An 18,820-nucleotide genomic window follows, 5' to 3' on the forward strand; every position below is an offset into this window, starting at 1 on the left:
ACCGCGCTTGCCGACCGACCGGCCAACTGGCCGACGGGGAATGCCGCTTGGTGAGCTTGCTCACCCCCGGGTCAGTCCAGCGGGACGGATCTGCGGTGCGGGTCCCGGAGGTCGGCCCCGTTCGCGAGCCAGCGCTCCTGGAGGGCGCCGGCGCCGTGCACGCGCTTCCAGGCGGCCTCGTTCGGCGTCATCGGCAGCAGCGGCAGGAACCGTACGGGGTCGAGGGGCCCGTCCAGCTCCAGATCCTCGACGAGACCGCCCGGCTCGCCGACCAGCACGGAGGTGAACGGCGCGCCGGGCCACAGCGGGTCGCCGACGTCCAGCGATGCGCCCGGCGTCACGACCAGGCCCTCCACCTGCGGGGACGCGGCGAGCACGGCGAGCGCGCGGAGCACCTTGTCGGTCTCGGCGAGCCCCGCGCGGACCGACAGGACCAGTTCGGCACGCGGCCCCTTGACGGGGTCCGCGATCACCGCGGTGGGGTCGGTCATGGGGTGTGCGGACATGCCGAGCGTGGCGTAGCGGACGACGTTCTCGCCCTGGAGGTCCTCGTGGAAACGGAGCACCTCGATGCGGTCCGTACCGAGGAAGGTGACCGCCGCGCGCGCGTCCGGTTCGCCCAGTGCGGTGGTCAACCGGGCCTCGACCAGAGGAAGAACTTCAACCATGTCGCGAGCATAGAACTCGTCAGTACCGGGCAAAGCGGCGCCTTGACACTGAGGGCTGCTGCTACTCTGACCGCGGTGGTTCGGGGCAGCACGCAGCGCGTCGCAGTCAGTCCCCGACACCAACAGGACTCCCTTACGAGGGACCGGCTGGAGGAGGTGGGGCTGCCATGGATCGAAGTCACCCGTGCAGTACCACTCGCTCTTCCGGCCTCTGAATCTCTTTCTCTGGCTGGCTGCCGCCTTTTCGTGCGCGTTGTCGTTCGGAAGAGCACTTCGTTTCGCTTGCCTGATCCATCTGACCGGTCCGCTCCGGATCTGTCTGGATCCGTTCGTCTGATCTGAACCAGTAGCGAAGTCGCCACCGCAACGGTGCGGTGCTCCCCGCTTTGTGGACGTGCCAAACATCCGAAGCCAGGACGTCCCCATTCCGGGTAGTTCCACCCGTTCCTCGGCGGTCTTCCGCTGCCTGTCGCGAAGGAGCCTGCCCATGTCGATGATCCGCGACCTCCGAGCCGTGGTCCGTCCTTCCCGCCCCTCGCTGCGCAAGAGCCTGCGCCCGGAGAGCGGCGCGTACGACACCACCCGCGACCCCGGCACACCCTCGGCCGTCGTCGACTGCGCCGTCTACCGCGACGGCGCCCGCGTCGAGACCGGCAAGCCGCTGACCCCGCACGAGGCGATGCGGCTGGTGCGCCGCGACGGCGGGTTCGTCTGGATCGGCCTGCACGAGCCGACCGAGGCCGAATTCGCCGGTATCGCAAGCGAGTTCGGACTCCACCCGCTGGCGGTGGAGGACGCCGTCCAGGCCCACCAGCGCCCGAAGCTGGAGCGGTACGACGACTCCCTCTTCACCGTCTTCAAGACCATCCACTACGTCGAGCACGACCAGCTCACCGCCAACAGCGAGGTCGTCGAGACCGGCGAGGTCATGTGCTTCACCGGCCGGGACTTCTTCATCACCGTCCGGCACGGCGGGCAGGGCTCGCTGCGGGCGCTGCGGCACCGGCTCCAGGACGACCCCGAGCTGCTCGCCAAGGGCCCCTCGGCCGTGCTGCACGCCATCGCCGACCACGTCGTGGACGGTTACGTCGCGGTCGCCGACGCGGTGCAGGACGACATCGACGAGGTGGAGACCGAGGTCTTCACGCCGGGCCGCAGGGGCGGTGTCTCCCGCGGTGTGGACTCGGCGCGGATCTACCAACTCAAGCGAGAGGTCCTGGAGTTCAAGCGCGCGGTCTCGCCCCTGCTGCGTCCCATGCAGCTGCTGAGCGAGCGGCCGATGCGGCTGGTCGACCCCGACATCCAGAAGTACTTCCGGGACGTCGCCGACCACCTCGCCCGCGTCCAGGAGCAGGTCGTCGGCTTCGACGAGCTCCTCAACTCGATCCTCCAGGCCAACCTCGCGCAGGCGTCCGTCGCGCAGAACGAGGACATGCGCAAGATCACGTCCTGGGCCGCGATCATCGCCGTACCGACGATGGTGTGCGGTGTATACGGCATGAACTTCAAGTACATGCCGGAGCTGCACTGGCGCTACGGCTATCCGGTGATCATGGCCATCACCGGGGTGATCTGCCTCGGCATCCACCGGACACTGAAGCGCAACGGCTGGCTGTGATCCGGCCTGGATAGGCTGGTCGCCATGACAAGCGAGCTGCTCGACCAGGCCCTCGTCGAGGAGGCCACGAAGAAGTCCGGCCTCGTCTGGGTGCGGGGCGCCGGGGCGGCGACGGCGCGTGCGGTGTGGCACGCGTGGGCCGACGGCGGCATGTGCCTGGTCGGCGACGGCGCCGAGCAGCCGCTGGGCGAACTGGCCGACGGCGGGTCGGCGGAGGTGACCGTCCGCAGCAAGGACAAGGGCGGCCGGCTGGTCACCTGGATGGCGACGGTCACCGAGCTGCCCGCCGGCACCCCCGGGTGGGACGCGGCGGTGGCGGAACTGAAGGGCAAACGCCTCAACGCCCCCGACGGCGAGGCCATGACCGACCGCTGGGCGAGGGAGTGCAGGGTGCTGCGCCTGACCCCGAAGGGGACGCTCTCGCCCCTGCCGGAGGAGAACCTGGCAGCGCCCCCGCTCCCGTCCCCGGCGACGACCCGGCGCCCGGCCCCGGCCGCCCTGCCCCGGCTGCTCTCACGGCGCCGGAAACCCAGGTAGCCGACAACCGGGCCGAGTCCGGCACCGCCGGACAGGACCGCGGCTGCGCTCGGGGGACCCGCTACGACGTCGGGAGTTGCTTCCCGTAGTCGACCGTCTCACCCTTCTCCGGTTCGACCACGCTGAAGTCCTTACCCCAGTCGGAGAAGGTGAGGGTGCCCGCGCCGCCGCCGCGTTCCAGGCGGAGGGGATACGGCTTGCCCTCCAGGGAGACGTCGAGGCTGCCGCCCGAGCCGCCGTCGCCGGTGATGCGGATCGTGCGGGTGCCCGACTGCTCGTGGTGACCGTCCGTCGCGAGCGAGCCGTGCAGGGTCAGCAGGCCCGAGAGGAGGACGTCCTTGTCCGTGAAGCCGCTGAACTTCTTGTACGCGGGATCCGTCCGCGGCACCTTGACGTACTTGCCGTCGAGCTTGCTCGCCGCGGTCGTGTCACTGCCGTCGGCGTGGTTCCAGAACCCCGCGTCGGCCTGCAGATACAGCGTGTCGCCCACCCGTAGGAGCTGGAACGTCGAGCCCTTCGAGGTGACCGACCCGGTCCCGCCGTCCTCGTTCAGGCGCATGTCCAACTCGTACGTACGCCCGCTCGTGACCACCGTCCCCGCCATCCGCACCGTCGCCACCGACGCGGCCGCCGTCCGCGTCTTCGACTGGATGACGTCCGGCGCCAGCTTCCCCACCCCGTTCGTGCCCGCGTCCGGATCCCCGCCGCACCCGGTGAGGACGGCCAGTGCGCACACGGCGGTGACCAGTGCGGCGCGGCGGGTACGGCCCGGAGCGATGACGGTCACGGACGGGGCCACCTTTCTGAGCGGTCCGGCAGGGCGTACCGCAGCGTACCGGTGCCCCACCCGCCCGGCGGAGCCGGTCCGTCCGGACCGCCCACCAGGGCGTATCCGATCGGTACGGGCTAGCCTGAAGCCCACCGAGCGGGCAGAAGGGACCGAAAGCCACGCAAGCAGTACTCCGGTAGGTAAAGGAAGCAACCCCATGGCAGCCGGCGCTCCCCGCATCTTCGTCTCGCACCTCGCCGGCGTCCCCGCCTTCGATCCCGCCGGCGACCAGGTGGGCCGCGTCCGGGACCTCGTCGTCATGCTGCGCGTCGGCCGCCGCCCGCCCCGGCTGCTCGGCCTGGTCGTCGAACTGTCCACCCGGCGCCGCGTCTTCCTGCCCATGACCCGCGTGACCGGCGTCGAGTCCGGCCAGGTCATCACCACCGGTGTGGTCAACGTCCGCCGCTTCGAACAGCGCCCCACCGAACGCCTGGTCTTCGGCGAGCTCCTCGACCGCCGCGTCCGGCTGGCCGAGACCGGCGAGGAGGTCACCGTCCTCGACCTGGCCGTCCACCAGCTGCCGGCCCGCCGGGACTGGGAGATCGACCGGGTCTTCGTCCGCAAGGGCCGCACCGGCACCTTCCGGCGGACCAGGGGAGAGACGCTCACCGTCGAGTGGTCGCAGGTCACCGGGTTCTCCCTGGAGGAGCACGGGCAGGGCGCCGAGAGCCTGCTCGCCACCTTCGAGCAGCTGCGCCCCGCCGACCTCGCCAACGTGCTGCACCACCTCTCCGCCAAGCGCCGCGCCGAGGTGGCCGCGGCCCTCGACGACGACCGCCTGGCCGACGTCCTCGAAGAGCTCCCCGAGGACGACCAGATCGAGATCCTCGGCAAGCTGAAGGAGGAGCGGGCCGCGGACATCCTGGAGGCCATGGACCCGGACGACGCGGCCGACCTGCTCGCCGAACTCCCCGAACAGGACAAGGAACGGCTGCTGAGCCTGATGCAGCCGGCGGACGCGGCCGAGATGCGGCGCCTGATGTCGTACGAGGAGCACACGGCGGGCGGTCTGATGACCACCGAGCCGATCGTCCTGCGGCCCGACGCGACCGTGGCCGACGCCCTCGCCCGGGTCCGCAACCCCGACCTCTCCCCGGCCCTCGCCGCCCAGGTCTACGTCTGCCGGCCGCCCGACGAGACCCCGACCGGCAAGTACCTGGGCACCGTGCACTTCCAGCGGCTGCTGCGCGACCCCCCGTACACGCTGGTCAGTTCGCTGGTCGCCGACGACGACCTGCAACCCCTCGACCCCGACGCCACGCTCCCGGTCATCGCCGGGTTCTTCGCCACGTACGACATGGTCGCGGCGCCCGTGGTCGACGAGGCGGGGTCGCTGCTCGGCGCGGTGACCGTGGACGACGTCCTCGACCACATGCTGCCGGAGGACTGGCGGGAGACCGAGTTCCACCTGGACGAAGGGGACCAGGGGGACCAGGAGGAGAAGGAGCAGACGGCGGGGAAGGGGGCGGGGATCCATGGCGCCTGAGCGCGAGAGCACCCGTGAGCGGACGCCGTCCGGCGCCACCGCCGCCGGCCGGTCGCGCGGTCACCGCCTGGACCAGCCGCGCGCACCGCGGCGCAGACTGCTGCCCGAGTGGGACCCGGAGGCCTTCGGACGGCTCTCCGAGCGCATCGCCCGCTTCCTGGGCACCGGGCGGTTCATCGTCTGGATGACGTTCGTGATCATCCTCTGGGTGCTGTGGAACATCGCGGCACCCGGCCGGCTCCGCTTCGACGAGTACCCGTTCATCTTCCTGACCCTGGCGCTGTCCCTGCAGGCCTCCTACGCGGCCCCGCTGATCCTGCTCGCGCAGAACAGGCAGGACGACCGCGACCGGGTCAACCTCGAACAGGACCGCAAGCAGAACGAGCGGTCCATCGCCGACACCGAGTACCTCACCCGGGAGATCGCCGCCCTGCGCATGGGCCTGGGCGAGGTGGCGACCCGGGACTGGATCCGCTCCGAACTCCAGGACCTGCTGAAGGACCTGGACGAGCGGCGGGACGGGCACCACGAACATGCCGTATTCCCGGCAGAACGGTCGGCCAGGCGTGACGTAGACGACCGCTGAGGGGCGTTATAGGGGCCCGGCGCCGCGCCGTACCATCGGGGGTATGGCTAGCGAAGACGCGGTGCGCGAGGCACTGGCGACGGTGAACGACCCCGAGATCAACCGACCCATCACCGAACTGGGGATGGTCAAATCGGTCGCCGTCGGGGAGGACGGCGCGGTCGCGGTCACCGTGTACCTGACGGTCTCCGGCTGCCCCATGCGGGACACCATCACCCAGCGCGTCACCGAGGCGGTCTCCCGGGTCGAGGGCGTCACCCGCGTCGACGTCACCCTGGACGTGATGAGCGACGAGCAGCGCAAGGAGCTGGCCACCGCCCTGCGCGGCGGCCAGGCCGAGCGCGAGGTCCCCTTCGCCAAGCCCGGCAGCCTCACCCGTGTCTACGCGGTCGCCTCCGGCAAGGGCGGTGTCGGCAAGTCGTCGGTCACGGTCAACCTGGCCGCCGCGATGGCCGCCGACGGCCTCAAGGTGGGTGTGGTCGACGCGGACATCTACGGCCACTCCGTCCCGCGCATGCTCGGCGCGGACGGCCGCCCGACCCAGGTCGAGAACATGATCATGCCGCCGTCCGCCAACGGCGTGAAGGTCATCTCCATCGGCATGTTCACCCCGGGCAACGCCCCGGTCGTCTGGCGCGGCCCGATGCTGCACCGCGCCCTCCAGCAGTTCCTCGCGGACGTCTACTGGGGCGACCTGGACGTCCTCCTCCTCGACCTCCCGCCCGGCACCGGCGACATCGCCATCTCGGTCGCCCAGCTGGTCCCGAACGCCGAGATCCTGGTCGTGACGACGCCTCAGCAGGCGGCGGCCGAGGTCGCCGAGCGGGCCGGCTCGATCGCGGTCCAGACCCACCAGAAGATCGTCGGTGTCGTCGAGAACATGTCCGGCCTGCCGTGCCCGCACTGCGGCGAGATGGTCGACGTCTTCGGCACGGGCGGCGGTCAGACCGTCGCCGACGGCCTGACCCGCACGACGGGTGCGACGGTCCCGGTCCTCGGCTCCATCCCCATCGACGTCCGCCTCCGCGAAGGCGGCGACGAGGGCAAGCCGGTCGTCCTGACCGACCCGGACTCTCCGGCGGGCGCGGCCCTGCGCGGTATCGCCGGCAAGCTCGGAGGCAGGCAGCGCGGCCTCTCGGGCATGTCCCTGGGCATCACGCCGCGCAACAAGTTCTGAGAGGGGCGCGGCAACGCGCCCCTTCAGGGGCGAGGAGAACTGCGCGAGCAACCACCGCTCATCCGCAGTCGCGAACGCACCGCACCCCCTACGGCGAAGGGGCGCCAAAACCACCGGCGCCCCTTTTCTCATGCGTACGCGGCAACGTCCTTGATCACCGCGAACCCCAGCCCGTACGCGGACATCCCCCGCCCGTACGCCCCGAGGTGCACCCCCTCCTCCGTGGACCCGGCGAGCACCCACCCGAACTCCGACTCCCGGTAGTGGAACGGCGTCGCCACCCCGTCCACCGGCAGCGACAGCGTCGACCACTCCGGCCCGGCCAGCTCGTCGGCCAGCTCCCACGCCGTCTCGGTCTGCTGCTCCAGCCAGTCGTCCCGCAGGCTGTGGTCCATCTGCCCCGGCCAGGTGAAGGACAGCAGCCCGACCCCGGCCAGCCACGCCGCGGACGACACCGACGTGGCCTCCAGCAGCCCCGTCCCGTCGGCACTGCGCCGGGACGGACTCGCCGCGACGGTCACGACCACCGCGAACTTCTCCCGCGGCTCGCCCACGGCCGCGGCGAGATGCTCGTTGCGCACCGACGGCTCGTCGCCGTGCCCGATCGACCCGTGCTCCACCGCACCGTCGGCCGCCGTACCCACCTGCATCAGCCAACGCGGCCCCGTGAACGCCTCGTCGAGGCCGTACCAGGGGAAGGGCGCCTCCAGGTAGCCGTCGACCGTGCGGCGGGCGGAGGGGGCCTGCTGTGCGCCCTCCGCGACCGGCGCCTGTCCGTCCACCCGACTTGTCGTCTCCATCTGCCCGGACGCCTCCTAGCTCTCGTCGGTCCGGGGCGGCCCGCCCCCCTTCGGGCGCACTCGTCCGGTCCGCACAACAACTCGGCAGCATATCGACCCCACCGGGACCAGCCGCGAAACCGCCCGGTGCGTGGGTCGCACGGGCGGCTGGTTCGGGCCGTAAGAGACGAATGAGCGGCGCACACGCGGTATGAAACGCGTCACGTGCGCCGCTCATGCGCGGGTCGGTGATCCGGACTCAGGTGGCGTCCGCGTCGTAGGGCGGACGGTCGTCCGTGCCCGGGTCCTCCGGCTTCTTCGTCATGTCGATCCGGCCGCTCCCCGACGAACCGCTCCCGGAGGACGACGGCGAGGCGTCGCTGTCGCGGCTGTGCACCGCGTCCGTGACCTCGGCCATCTCCTTCTTCAGGTCGAAGCCGTTGCGGATCTCCTTCAACCCCAGCTCGTCGCTGTCCAGGTGCTTGCGGATGAAGGTCTTCGGGTTGAGGTCCTCCAGCTCGAAGTCCTTGAACTCCGGGCCGAGTTCCTGCCGGATGTCTTCCTTGGCGCTCTCCGAGAACTCCCGGATCTTGCGGATGGTCCGCATGACGTCCTGGATGACCTTCGGGAGCTTGTCCGGACCGAAGACGAGCACGGCGAGCACAATGATCGTCACCAGCTCGAGTGGTCCTATGTCATTGAACACCTGAAGCTCCTTGCGATGTCCTCGGTCTCGGCCCTCCGGTCGCTGTTGCGGCTGTTCCGTGGTCCGGGCCGGGTCCACGGTACCCGGCGGACCTGTCCGACCGGTACTGCCCGAGGTGTCCGACTGCGTGTGTACGACCGGTTTTCCGGGTTGTTTGCCTAGTCGGGGCAGGAGCGGGGCCCCGCCTGTGACGTTTCTGTCAGTTCCTGTCCGGGAAGCCGGGACGGTCGCGGTGGCTGTCGAGCGACAGCGGGGTGAGGTCCTGCACGCCGTGCACCTGGACGACGGCGAGGTCGTTGCCGGTGTCCCGGCCGACGACGGTCGCCCGCGCGGTGGCTCCGCTGCTGAACGTCACGGTGATCCGGTCACCCGCCGAGGCCGCGGGGGCGACGACATGGTTGCTGGTGAGGATGTGCCCGCGGGTGTCGAGGACGAAGCCGGTACCGGTGGCCTGCTCGCCGGTACCGGCGCCGGTGACGTGCACGGTGACGACGCTGGGCAGCGCCCGCGCGGCGATCCCCGCGGCGTCGCCCGGCGACCGTCCGGGCGGCGGGGGCGGCGGGCCCGACTGGGGCGGGCCGGGCCGGGACGGATCCGGCTGGGACAGCTGTACGACCTCCAGGCCGCCGGTGCGCTCCAGGCTGCTGCCGATCAGCCCGCCGGCCGCGGCGGAGAGCACGGAGAGCACCAGTGCCCCCACGGCGAACGTGCGCCGGTTCCGTGACCGCCGCCGTGCCGTCGGTATCCACTCGTCCATGTTCTCCTCACGGGCTCACGGAAGCTCGGCTCCGTGCCCGCGGCGGTAGCGCGGGCATGGCTGGTTCACAGGATTCAACCAGGTTCGCGAGTCGCCGCGCGGGGCCGTTCAGCAGGTGGGCAGCGGCCGGTCAGCGGGCCGCGCGGGAGGAGCGGGACGGGGCCGGGGAGGGTGCGGAGGTGGTGTCGGGGACGGGTGCGGCGAGCAGGCTGGTGCTGTTCGCCTCGGGGACGGTGGTCCACGAGGTGAGGGCGAACGGCGGGTTGGTGCTCAGCGGTCGTATCAACGGGGAGACCGCGGCCGCGCCGGCCATCACCGGTGCGGTCAGTTCCCGCAGCCGCTGCTGCGCGACGGCCGGGGAGGGCACCCCGGGCAGCAGTGGCGCGGACACCGAGGTGGGCATGGCGGGGGCGCCGCCGAGCAGCGTGCCGGAGGACAGCAGCGGGGTGAGCAGGCGGCGGCGCTGCGAGTCGGCGGCTCCGGTCGTGCCCGAGCCCGCAGTGCCGGCCGGGGCGACGCTGCCGCCGCCGGCGCCGGTGCGGGCGTCGGCGGCCGGGGTGCCGGGAAGGCCCGCGGTGACGCCGCCGAGGGCGACGGCGGCGAGCGAGACCGCGCCGGCGGCCACGAACGCGAACCGCATGCCGCGCGAGGCGGAGCGGTCGCCGTCCGGGCGGCCGACGGGGTGGATCCGGAAGCCCCGGCCGACGGCCGCGGCCGGGTCGTGCGGGCGGGCCGGGACGTAGCCGAACTCGAAGCGGTCGTCCCGGCTCAGCCCGAAGACCCCGCCGTCGGATCCGCGCCCCGAGGGGTCTGCCCCGCCGAACGGCGAACCGCCGCCGCCCGGGTCGCCGCCCGCGGGCAGCCCCTGGAGACGGGCGAGGAAGCTCTCGGAGGGCGGCGGCGGGGCGGCCGCCGCGAAGACGTTCTTCAGGGCGCGCTGGGCGTCCGCCTCGGCCTTGCACCGGGCGCAGGTCGCCAGGTGGGCCAGGACACGCTCGCGCGTCTCATGACCGAGCTCTCCGTCCACCAGGGCGGAGAGTCGGTCTCCCAGGTGCTGCTCGGCGAGCTGCCGCTCGGCCGGTTTCGGTCGTGATCCACTCACGCGGTCGCGCCCCCTCCTCCCAGTGCGGGAACTCGGGGCACGAAGGAGCGGCGCTCGGCCTTGCGGGCCTCCGGGGAGCGGTGCGCGAGAGCCTTGCGCAGCTGGGAGCGGCCGCGGTGGATACGGGAGCGGACCGTGCCGAGCTTGACGCCGAGGGTCGCGGCGATCTCCTCGTACGACAGGCCCTCGATGTCGCAGAGCACGACGGCGGCGCGGAACTCGGGCGCGAGGGTGTCCAGGGCCTGCTGCACGTCGGCGTCGAAGTGCGCGTCGTTGAAGGCCTGCGAGGGGGTGGGCTCGCGGCTGGGCAGGCGCTCGGCCGCGTCCTCGCCGAGGGCGTCGAAGCGGATGCGCTGCTTGCGGCGGACCATGTCGAGGAACAGGTTGGTGGTGATGCGGTGCAGCCAGCCCTCGAAGGTGCCCGGGGAGTAGGTCGACAGGGAGCGGAAGACGCGGACGAAGACCTCCTGGGTGAGGTCCTCGGCGTCGTGCTGGTTACCGGTCAGGCGGTAGGCCAGGCGGTAGACGCGGCCGCTGTGCGTGCTGACGATCTCCTCCCACGTGGGCGGAGTCCATGCCTGCCCGTCCGCGTCGGTGGAGAAGGTCGCGGTCCGGTCCTCGCCCATGGCGAGCGCGGCGGCGTGGCTGGGGTCAGCAGCGGTGTCGTTCACGGATTTCGGCCTGCCTGCCGATCCGAGAAAGCGCCGCAGCACTCCTCCCCGATCCCCAGGCGCAGCCGCACCTCCCCTGTCGGCTCTGGTGGTGTCCAGTGGAGCCCCTACCATAGCCACCTCGCCCGTTAGCACCGGATAAGCGGTTTTACAAGAATTTGATCTGCGCTGGTACGGCTCGTCCAGCCACGACAGCGGGTGGTCGGCCGCCGTCTCGTCGCCGTGATCCATTCGTGTCCCCCCGCCTTCTCTTCCACCCCTCTAAACGCCCGGTCCCATCAGCGGGTTCCCGACGCCAACGGATACAGTCACGCCCAGGCAACCACGGGGACAGGAGAGGGTCATTACCGGCAACCGGCAGACGAGCTGGGCGTTCGCCGACGCCTTTGTCGCCGAGGACGAAGCACTGCGGTGGGCCCGTGACCGGGCCCGCGAGGCAGGGCTGCGCTCGGTGTCGCCCGGCACGGGCGCCGCGCTGCGCATGCTCGCCGCCTCCGTGGACGCCAAGGCGGTCGCCGAGATCGGTACGGGGTGCGGGGTCTCCGGGATGTACCTGCTGCACGGCATGCGTCCGGACGGCGTACTGACCACCGTGGATCCGGAGCCGGAGCACCAGCAGTTCGCCCGGCAGGCCTTCCGCGCCTGCGGCTTCGCCAGCAACCGGGCCCGCTTCATCCCCGGCCGCGCCCTCGACGTGCTGCCCCGCCTCGCGGACGCCGGCTACGACCTCGTCTTCTGCGACGGCGACCGCCAGGAGTACTCCGACTACCTCGCTGAATCGTTGCGCCTGCTGCGCCCGGGTGGGCTGGTGGTCTTCGAGGGCATATTCGCCAACGGCCGCACCGTCGACTCCGGGCCGCAGCCGACCGAGGTACTGCGGCTGCGCGAGCTGCTGCGCACGGTCCGGGAGAGCCCGGAGCTGGTGCCGTCGCTGCTGCCGGTGGGCGACGGGCTGCTGTGCGCGGTGAAGCGGTAGACCTCGCCGGCCGGGAGCAGGTCCGGGCCGACACAGAAGGTCCGCATGAACGGCAGCGCCCCGGCACCGCTCAGGATGCCGGGGCGACCGAAAGGGTATGGTCGCTGACGCCTCAGACGACGACGTTCTTGAGGGCGTCGGCAAGCGCCGCGGCCTCGTCAGGGGTCAGCTCGACGACGAGCCGACCGCCGCCTTCGAGCGGAACGCGCATGACGATGCCCCGCCCCTCCTTGGTCACCTCGAGCGGGCCATCACCCGTCCGCGGCTTCATGGCCGCCATGCTGGTTCCCCTTCCTGAAAACAGCTCATCGTCTGCCGACGGCCCCCGAGGGCACGCGCGGTCTCTGGCGGGACACGCGACTCCGGCATCGAACACATTGCTTCCAAGCCATTATCCCGCATCTCAGGACCCGATGACCAACATCAGTCGGCATCGCTTGGGCAACGCACGCGAGCAAAACCACCCAATTCGGCGATGTGACTGCGATACTTCGCCGCCTCGTGTCCTTACGCCGACCGAGTCGGCTCCGGAATTCTTTGACGCAGGTCACACGCCCGCTCCGGTCCCCCGCCGACGATCTCCGCCATGCTGTCCTTCGGACACGGACGTACTGAGCGGTACGTCAGCCGCGGCGACGCGGACGAACCAAGACCGACGAACACTGAAGAAGACCGACGAAGACCGACAAAGACGACGGAGGGGAAGCACCATGACCGACACCGTGCTCTACGAGGTGGGCGACGGACTCGCGACGATCACGCTGAACCGCCCCGAGGCGATGAACGCGCTGAACATCGCGACGAAGGTGGCCCTTCGGGAGGCCGCGCAGGAGGCGGCCGCCGACACGGCCGTCCGGGCGATCCTGCTGACCGCCGCCGGGGACCGGGCGTTCTGCGTGGGCCAGGACCTCAAGGAGCACATCACGCTGCTCGCGTCCGACCGGGAGACCGGGGCGGGGCACACGATGACGACGGTACGGGAGCACTACAACCCGATCGTGCGGGCGCTGGTGTCGGCGCCGAAGCCGGTCGTGGCCGCCGTGAACGGGGTGGCCGCCGGCGCCGGTTTCGGGTTCGCCCTCGCGGCGGACTACCGGGTGGTCGCCGACACGGCCGCTTTCAACACGTCGTTCGCGGGGGTGGCGCTGACCGCGGACTCCGGCGTCTCGTGGACGCTGCCGCGGGTCGTGGGACCGGGCCGCGCCGCCGACCTGCTGCTCTTTCCCCGGAGCATCAGTGCCCAGGACGCGTACGAGCTGGGCATCGCGAACAAGGTGGTGCCTTCGGCCGAGCTGCGGGCCGAGGCCGAGAAGGTGGCCCGGAAACTGGCCGAAGGGCCGACCGTGGCGTACGCGGCGCTGAAGGAGGCCGTCGCCTTCGGGCTCTCGCACTCCCTCGACGAGACGCTGGACAAGGAGGACGAGCTGCAGGCTCGGGCCGGGGCGTCCGAGGATCACGGGATCGCCGTGCAGGCGTTCGTGAACAAGGAGAAGCCCAAGTACCTGGGGCGGTGACGGTGGTGGGGGAACTGCGGGCGGGTGGGGGTTGAGCGCGCAGTTCCTCCCCCAGCCTCCGGCCGGGGGACCCCCAGCGCCCCTAGAGGGTGTTCCTCGCCACGCATGTCTCCAGGTGGTCGTTGACCAGGCCGCATGCCTGCATGAGGGCGTACGCCGTCGTCGGGCCGATGAAGCGCAGGCCGCGCTTCTTGAGGGCCTTGGACAGGGCCGTCGACTCCGGGGTCACAGGGGGGACGTCGGCGATGGTCTTCGGAGCCGGGTAGGTGCCCGGCTCCGGGGCGTGCGACCAGATCAGCTCGTCCAGCTCGCCCGGCCCCCACTCCGCCAGGATCTTCGCGTTGGCCATCGTCGCGTCGATCTTCGCCCTGTTGCGGATGATGCCGGGGTCGGCCAGCAGGCGTTCGCGGTCCTCGTCGGTGAACGCGGCCACCTTCTCGATGCGGAAGTCCGCGAAGGCGGCCCGGAAGCCGGGGCGGCGGCGCAGGATCGTGATCCAGGAGAGGCCGGACTGGAAGGCCTCCAGGCTGAGGCGTTCGTAAAGGGCCTCGTCGCCGTGGACCGGGCGGCCCCACTCCTCGTCGTGGTACGTCACGTAGTCCGCGGTGGACAGGGCCCAGGGGCAGCGCAGCCTGCCGTCCGGCCCGGGAACCGCCGTGCCTTCGGGCATGTCGGTCGGCTCGCTCACGGCCGGTCCTCCGGCTCGGGCTTGTCCAGCGACGTGTGCGGGCCGTGCGCGGCGTGCGGGCCGGCCTGGGCGCCGGCCAGCGCGGACTGCAGGTCGGCGATCCGCGCGTCGCGCTCCGCGAGCTCGGCGCCGAGGCGGCTGAGCGCGTCGTCGACGTCCGCCATGCGGTAGCCGCGCGGGACGAGCGGGAAGCGGATGCTCTCCACGTCCGCGCGGTTCACCGGGCGGTCCGGGGGCAGCGGGTCCTCGAACCGCTCGGGCGCCACCTCGGGCAGCGGTCCGCTCTCGCCGCCGCTCACCACGGAGAGGGTGACCGCGGCGACCACGACCGCGAGCGCGACGACGAGGAACAGGAACATAACCATCGCGGTGGGCCCCCAGGCTCGGTGAAGCTCGGTGCAGCAGAGCTCGTGGTGCTCAGTGTGCTCAGCGTGCTCGGTGTCGAATGTGTCTGTGTCCGATCGTGCCATGCGAGTCTGACAGTTAGGGTCGCAGGCGGTCGCACCGAGGGAATTACTACGGGAGGTCACAGGCGATGCTCAGGCTGGGCAGGCGGGAATTCGCGCCGAACGAACCGGTGATCATGGCCATCGTGAACCGGACGCCGGATTCCTTCTACGACCAGGGGGCGACCTTCCGCGACGAGCCGGCCCTCGCGCGCGTGGAGCAGGCGGTGGCCGAGGGGGCCGCGATCATCGACATCGGCGGGGTGAAAGCCGGGCCGGGCGAGGAGGTCGGCGCCGCGGAGGAGGCGCGCCGCATCGTCGGGTTCGTCGCGGAGGTGCGCAGCCGTTTCCCGGATGTCGTGATCAGTGTGGACACCTGGCGGGCGTCGGTCGCGGAGGCCGTCTGCGAGGCCGGGGCGGATCTGCTGAACGACGCGTGGGGCGGGGTCGACCCGGGTCTGGCGGAGGTCGCGGCGCGGTACCGGGTGGGGCTGGTGTGCACGCATGCGGGCGGGGCCGAGCCGCGGACGCGGCCGCACCGGGTGACGTACGACGACGTCGTGGCCGACATCCTGCGGGTGACCCTCGGGCTGGCCGAGCGGGCCGTCGCGCTGGGGGTGCCGCGGGAGTCGGTGCTGATCGATCCCGGGCACGACTTCGGCAAGAACACCCGGCACAGCCTGGAGGCGACGCGGCGGCTGGGCGAGATGGTGGAGACGGGGTGGCCGGTGCTGGTCTCCCTGTCCAACAAGGACTTCGTGGGCGAGACCCTGGACCGGCCGCTGAAGGAGCGGCTGATCGGGACGCTGGCGACGACGGCGGTGTCGGCGTGGCTGGGGGCGCAGGTGTACCGGGTGCACGAGGTGGCCGAGACGCGCCAGGTACTGGACATGGTCGCGTCGATCGCGGGCCACCGCCCTCCGGCGGTGGCCCGCCGAGGCCTGGCGTAGCCACCGGCCGCCCCACCGTCTCCTGGGGGCTCCGCCCTCAGACTCCCGGTCCCTTCGCCCACCCACCACCCGACTCGGCTGGTCGAGAGGTGCACCACCCCAGTGCCCGGCTTCCCGGCAGAGCGAGTCGGGTGGGCGGGCGGCGTCCTAGCGGGCCGCCTCCTTGGAGACGAGGCCGACCGCCTCGTCCACGTCGTCCGTGACGTGGAAGAGCAGGAGGTCCTTCTCGGCCGCCTTGCCCTGGGCGACCAGCGTGTTCTTGAGCCAGTCGACCAGGCCGCCCCAGTAGCCGCTGCCGAACAGGACGATCGGGAAGCGGGTGACCTTCTGGGTCTGTACGAGCGTGAGGGCCTCGAAGAGCTCGTCGAGGGTGCCGAGGCCGCCGGGCAGGACCACGAAGCCCTGCGCGTACTTGACGAACATCATCTTCCGCACGAAGAAGTAGCGGAAGTTGAGGCCGATGTCGACGTACGGGTTGAGGCCCTGCTCGAAGGGGAGCTCGATGCCGAGGCCGACCGAGACGCCCCCCGCTTCGAGGGCACCCTTGTTCGCCGCCTCCATGGCGCCGGGCCCGCCGCCGGTGATGACCGCCCAGCCCGCCTCGACCAGGCCGCGGCCCAGCTTCACGCCCGCGTCGTACTCCGCCGAGTCGACCGGGGTCCGCGCCGAGCCGAACACGCTGATCGCTGGCGGCAGTTCGGCGAGCGTGCCGAAGCCCTCGATGAACTCCGACTGGATGCGCAGCACCCGCCAGGGGTCCGTGTGGACCCAGTCGGAGGGGCCGCCCGCGTCCAGCAGCCGCTGGTCCGTCGTGCTCGCGGTCACCTGACCGCGCCGTCGGAGGACCGGTCCCAGGCGCTGCTCGTCCGGCGGCACCTTCTTCCCCTCGGGGTTCCCGGTAGGCATATGCGCGCTCCCTCCGCTTGCAGGTGTATCCGCCCCAGCGTAGATCCGCCCGGGTTACAGGCGCGGGACGTCGGCATGTCGGGCGCGCAGCGCCGTCGTGTGGCTCAGCCGGTCAGCCAGGCGCGCAGCCGCTCCTCGCCCGCCAGGATCTTGCTGGTTTGCACCCTTTCGTCCCGCTTGTGGGCCAAGTGCGGATTGCCGGGGCCGTAGTTGACCGCGGGCACGCCGAGGGACGAGAAGCGGGAGACGTCGGTCCAGCCGTACTTGGGCATCGGCGTACCGCCGACCGCCTCGATGAAGGCGGCCGCGGCCGGGTGGGAGAGGCCGGGCAGCGCGCCGGGGCTGTGGTCGTCGACCACGAACTCCTCGACCCCGCAGCCGTCGAAGACCTCGCGGACGTGGGCGATGGCCTCGGCCTCGGAACGGTCCGGGGCGTACCGGAAGTTGACGGTGACCACGCACGCGTCGGGGATGACGTTGCCCGCGACCCCGCCCGAGATGCCGACCGCGTTCAGGCCCTCGCGGTACTCCAGGCCGTCGATGACCGGGTGGCGCGGCTCGTAGGCGGCCAGGCGGGCCAGGATCGGGGCGGCCGCGTGGATCGCGTTGGAGCCCATCCAGGAGCGCGCCGAGTGGGCCCGTTCACCCGAGGTCTTCAGCAGGACGCGCAGGGTGCCCTGGCAGCCGCCCTCGACCTCGCCGTCCGAGGGTTCCAGCAGCACCGCGAAGTCGCCCGCCAGCCACTCGGGGTGGGCCTCGGCGACGTGCTTGAGGCCGTTGAGGTCGGCGGCGACCTCCTCGTTGTCGTAGAAGACGAAGGTCAGGTCGCGGTTGGGGGCCGGGACGGTGGCCGCGATGCGCAGCTGGACCGCGACACCCGACTTCATGTCGCAGGTGCCGCAGCCCCACAGCACGCCGTCCGCGTCGAGGCGGGAGGGCACGTTCTCCGCGATCGGGACGGTGTCGATGTGGCCGGCCAGGATCACGCGTTCGGTGCGGCCGAGGCCGGTCCGGGCGATCACGTTGTTGCCGTACCGGTCGACCGTCAGGTGCGGCAGGGCACGCAGCGCGCTCTCGATCGCGTCCGCGAGCGGCTTCTCGGTGCCGCTCTCGGACGGGAGGTCGACGAGCTGCGCGGTGAGCGCGGCGGCGTCCAGCGTGAGGTCAAGCGAGGTGTCGGCCATGGCCCCGACCCTAGCGCGCACGATTCCGCGGCCGGGTTCACAGGCTTGTGGACCCGGGGGTGTGCGGCTCGTACTCTCCAGTATGTTGTACGGGTGCCAGAGCCGTCCCCCATCCGTCCCAAGCGTCGCGGCCGTGTCCTGCGTTTCGTGTCGGGCTTGCTCATCCTGTGCGCCGTCGGCGCCTATCTGGTCGTCCAGTACGTCACCGGCGGCGGTGGCGCCGAGGGCTGCAAGGTCGTCTCGGGCCGAAGCGACGACGAGTCGTACCAGTTCACGCCCGAGCAGGCGGTGAACGCGGCGACGATCGCCGCCGTCGGCACCGGCCGCGGCATGCCCGAGCGGGCCGTGGCCATCGCCCTGGCGACCGCGATCCAGGAGTCGGGGCTGCTCAACATCGAGCACGGCGACCGGGATTCGCTGGGCCTGTTCCAGCAGCGGTCCTCGCAGGGCTGGGGCACCCCCAAGCAGATCATGGACCCGGCGTACGCGGCGGGCATGTTCTACACCCACCTGGCCAAGGTGCGCGACTACGAGACCCTGCCGCTGACGGTGGCCGCGCAGCGCGTGCAGCGCAGCGGCTACCCGGAGGCGTACGCCAAGCACGAGAACGACGCCACGCTGCTCGCGGCGGCCCTGACCGGGCAGGCCGCGGCCACCCTGACCTGCGACGGACGCCCGGCGGCCGGTACCGCGGCGGCAGCGGCGGCGACGGGTCCGGACGCGGTGCGGACCGCGCTCGTACGGGACTTCGGGCGGGACGCGGTCCAGGAGGCCGGCGCCGAGGTGAACGAGTCGGCCACGCCGACCCCCTCTCCCACCGTGACGGCCACGGCGCACGGGCGGACCGTGACCGTGCCGGTGCCGGAGGGGACGAAGACCGACAGGTCGGGGCGCACCGAGAGCCAGCGGGGCTGGCAGCTGGCGCAGTGGGCGGTGGCCAACTCGTCGGCGCTGCACATCGAGCGGGTGTCGTACGCGGGCCGGGAGTGGGCCGCCGGAAGCACGGACAGCCGGTGGCAGCCGGTCTCCGGTTCGCAGAGCACGGGCGGTGCGGAGAAGTCCGCGGGCTCGGTGCGGATCGTGACCGGGCAGTAGTTCGGGGGGTCCCTCCGGCGGGTCAGCCGGGACACGCCGCACGCGTGGTGTGCTCACGTTTTCGCACGGTCACTCGCGCATGCGTGGAATCCCTTGGGGGCGTTGGACTGTAAGGATTCTGCGGGAGTACCGGCAGTGCGCCGTT

21 protein-coding genes are annotated in these 18,820 nt (G+C 71.6%); 9 read left to right on the forward strand and 12 right to left on the reverse strand.

Annotated features, from left to right (window positions below):
- Positions 1-71: 71 nt before the first annotated feature.
- Complete coding sequence (locus ACIQVL_RS35755; protein WP_403439176.1) at positions 72-668, reverse strand: suppressor of fused domain protein; 597 nt, start codon at positions 666-668, stop codon at positions 72-74.
- A 487-nt stretch (positions 669-1,155) separates the two neighbouring features.
- On the opposite strand from ACIQVL_RS35755, the gene ACIQVL_RS35760 reads away from it, so the two are divergent.
- Together ACIQVL_RS35760 and ACIQVL_RS35765 are read left to right on the forward strand one after the other, a co-directional pair.
- Positions 1,156-2,286 carry a magnesium and cobalt transport protein CorA gene (locus tag ACIQVL_RS35760; protein ID WP_403375005.1) on the forward strand — a complete coding sequence of 377 codons (1,131 nt, stop codon included), beginning with the start codon at positions 1,156-1,158 and terminating at the stop codon, positions 2,284-2,286.
- Between the two features lie 24 nt (positions 2,287-2,310).
- Positions 2,311-2,823, forward strand: a complete 513-nt coding sequence (locus ACIQVL_RS35765) for a hypothetical protein (RefSeq protein ID WP_403477399.1) — start codon at positions 2,311-2,313, stop codon at positions 2,821-2,823.
- 61 nt (positions 2,824-2,884) lie between these two features.
- Here ACIQVL_RS35765 and ACIQVL_RS35770 read toward each other — a convergent pair whose 3' ends face one another.
- A complete protein-coding gene (locus tag ACIQVL_RS35770; protein WP_403439179.1) occupies positions 2,885-3,610 on the reverse strand; it encodes a hypothetical protein in 726 nt (241 codons plus the stop codon).
- Between the two features lie 199 nt (positions 3,611-3,809).
- On the opposite strand from ACIQVL_RS35770, the gene ACIQVL_RS35775 reads away from it, so the two are divergent.
- The 3 genes from ACIQVL_RS35775 to ACIQVL_RS35785 are packed head-to-tail and all read left to right on the forward strand — an operon-like array spanning position 3,810 to position 6,901.
- Positions 3,810-5,138 carry a magnesium transporter MgtE N-terminal domain-containing protein gene (locus tag ACIQVL_RS35775; protein ID WP_403477400.1) on the forward strand — a complete coding sequence of 443 codons (1,329 nt, stop codon included), beginning with the start codon at positions 3,810-3,812 and terminating at the stop codon, positions 5,136-5,138.
- Positions 5,128-5,724, forward strand: a complete 597-nt coding sequence (locus ACIQVL_RS35780; RefSeq protein ID WP_403439187.1) for a DUF1003 domain-containing protein — start codon at positions 5,128-5,130, stop codon at positions 5,722-5,724. Before ACIQVL_RS35775 ends, ACIQVL_RS35780 begins: the two co-directional genes overlap by 11 nt.
- Before the next feature lie 43 nt (positions 5,725-5,767).
- The gene (locus ACIQVL_RS35785) at positions 5,768-6,901 is read left to right on the forward strand and encodes an Mrp/NBP35 family ATP-binding protein (protein ID WP_403477401.1); all 1,134 of its coding nucleotides are present in this window, start codon (positions 5,768-5,770) and stop codon (positions 6,899-6,901) included.
- Positions 6,902-7,029: 128 nt separating this feature from the next.
- Here ACIQVL_RS35785 and ACIQVL_RS35790 read toward each other — a convergent pair whose 3' ends face one another.
- The 5 genes from ACIQVL_RS35790 to sigE form a co-directional block, all read right to left on the reverse strand.
- Positions 7,030-7,701, reverse strand: coding sequence for a hypothetical protein (locus ACIQVL_RS35790; RefSeq protein WP_403439191.1), 672 nt, complete (start codon positions 7,699-7,701; stop codon positions 7,030-7,032).
- A 238-nt stretch (positions 7,702-7,939) separates the two neighbouring features.
- On the reverse strand, positions 7,940-8,386 hold the full coding sequence (locus ACIQVL_RS35795) for a sec-independent translocase (RefSeq protein ID WP_403439193.1): 447 nt from the start codon (positions 8,384-8,386) through the stop codon (positions 7,940-7,942).
- 199 nt (positions 8,387-8,585) lie between these two features.
- The gene (locus tag ACIQVL_RS35800; RefSeq protein WP_403439195.1) at positions 8,586-9,143 is read right to left on the reverse strand and encodes a trypsin-like peptidase domain-containing protein; all 558 of its coding nucleotides are present in this window, start codon (positions 9,141-9,143) and stop codon (positions 8,586-8,588) included.
- 130 nt (positions 9,144-9,273) lie between these two features.
- Positions 9,274-10,245 (reverse strand): zf-HC2 domain-containing protein, encoded by a 972-nt coding sequence (locus ACIQVL_RS35805; RefSeq protein WP_403439197.1) that lies wholly within the window; start codon positions 10,243-10,245, stop codon positions 9,274-9,276.
- Positions 10,242-10,958, reverse strand: a complete 717-nt coding sequence (sigE, locus tag ACIQVL_RS35810) for an RNA polymerase sigma factor SigE (RefSeq protein ID WP_089098938.1) — start codon at positions 10,956-10,958, stop codon at positions 10,242-10,244. Before sigE ends, ACIQVL_RS35805 begins: the two co-directional genes overlap by 4 nt.
- Before the next feature lie 235 nt (positions 10,959-11,193).
- Here sigE and ACIQVL_RS35815 point away from each other — a divergent pair, with 235 nt between their 5' ends.
- Positions 11,194-11,892, forward strand: a complete 699-nt coding sequence (locus ACIQVL_RS35815) for an O-methyltransferase (RefSeq protein WP_403439215.1) — start codon at positions 11,194-11,196, stop codon at positions 11,890-11,892.
- A gap of 112 nt (positions 11,893-12,004) precedes the next feature.
- Here ACIQVL_RS35815 and ACIQVL_RS35820 read toward each other — a convergent pair whose 3' ends face one another.
- On the reverse strand, positions 12,005-12,172 hold the full coding sequence (locus ACIQVL_RS35820; protein WP_004950282.1) for a DUF3117 domain-containing protein: 168 nt from the start codon (positions 12,170-12,172) through the stop codon (positions 12,005-12,007).
- Between the two features lie 430 nt (positions 12,173-12,602).
- Between ACIQVL_RS35820 and ACIQVL_RS35825 the strand changes: the two genes are divergently transcribed.
- Positions 12,603-13,406 carry an enoyl-CoA hydratase/isomerase family protein gene (locus ACIQVL_RS35825; RefSeq protein ID WP_403439199.1) on the forward strand — a complete coding sequence of 268 codons (804 nt, stop codon included), beginning with the start codon at positions 12,603-12,605 and terminating at the stop codon, positions 13,404-13,406.
- 82 nt (positions 13,407-13,488) lie between these two features.
- On the opposite strand, the gene ACIQVL_RS35830 is transcribed toward ACIQVL_RS35825, so the two are convergent.
- Together ACIQVL_RS35830 and ACIQVL_RS35835 are read right to left on the reverse strand one after the other, a co-directional pair.
- Positions 13,489-14,076, reverse strand: coding sequence for a DNA-3-methyladenine glycosylase I (locus tag ACIQVL_RS35830; RefSeq protein ID WP_403441212.1), 588 nt, complete (start codon positions 14,074-14,076; stop codon positions 13,489-13,491).
- A gap of 14 nt (positions 14,077-14,090) precedes the next feature.
- Positions 14,091-14,459: a DivIVA domain-containing protein gene (locus ACIQVL_RS35835; RefSeq protein WP_403440910.1), complete on the reverse strand. Its 369-nt coding sequence runs from the start codon at positions 14,457-14,459 to the stop codon at positions 14,091-14,093.
- Between the two features lie 170 nt (positions 14,460-14,629).
- On the opposite strand from ACIQVL_RS35835, the gene folP reads away from it, so the two are divergent.
- The gene (gene folP, locus ACIQVL_RS35840; protein ID WP_403477402.1) at positions 14,630-15,490 is read left to right on the forward strand and encodes a dihydropteroate synthase; all 861 of its coding nucleotides are present in this window, start codon (positions 14,630-14,632) and stop codon (positions 15,488-15,490) included.
- A 147-nt stretch (positions 15,491-15,637) separates the two neighbouring features.
- Here the strand turns inward: folP and ACIQVL_RS35845 are convergent, their stop codons facing one another.
- Both ACIQVL_RS35845 and dapE read right to left on the reverse strand, forming a co-directional pair.
- Positions 15,638-16,396, reverse strand: a complete 759-nt coding sequence (locus tag ACIQVL_RS35845) for a TIGR00730 family Rossman fold protein (protein ID WP_403440915.1) — start codon at positions 16,394-16,396, stop codon at positions 15,638-15,640.
- 104 nt (positions 16,397-16,500) lie between these two features.
- Complete coding sequence (gene dapE, locus ACIQVL_RS35850) at positions 16,501-17,580, reverse strand: succinyl-diaminopimelate desuccinylase (protein ID WP_403440918.1); 1,080 nt, start codon at positions 17,578-17,580, stop codon at positions 16,501-16,503.
- Between the two features lie 93 nt (positions 17,581-17,673).
- Here dapE and ACIQVL_RS35855 point away from each other — a divergent pair, with 93 nt between their 5' ends.
- A complete protein-coding gene (locus ACIQVL_RS35855) occupies positions 17,674-18,675 on the forward strand; it encodes a heavy metal transporter (RefSeq protein WP_403440920.1) in 1,002 nt (333 codons plus the stop codon).
- Positions 18,676-18,820 lie beyond the last annotated feature (145 nt).

Source organism: Streptomyces sp. NPDC090499, assembly GCF_044769305.1.
GTDB lineage: Bacteria > Actinomycetota > Actinomycetes > Streptomycetales > Streptomycetaceae > Streptomyces.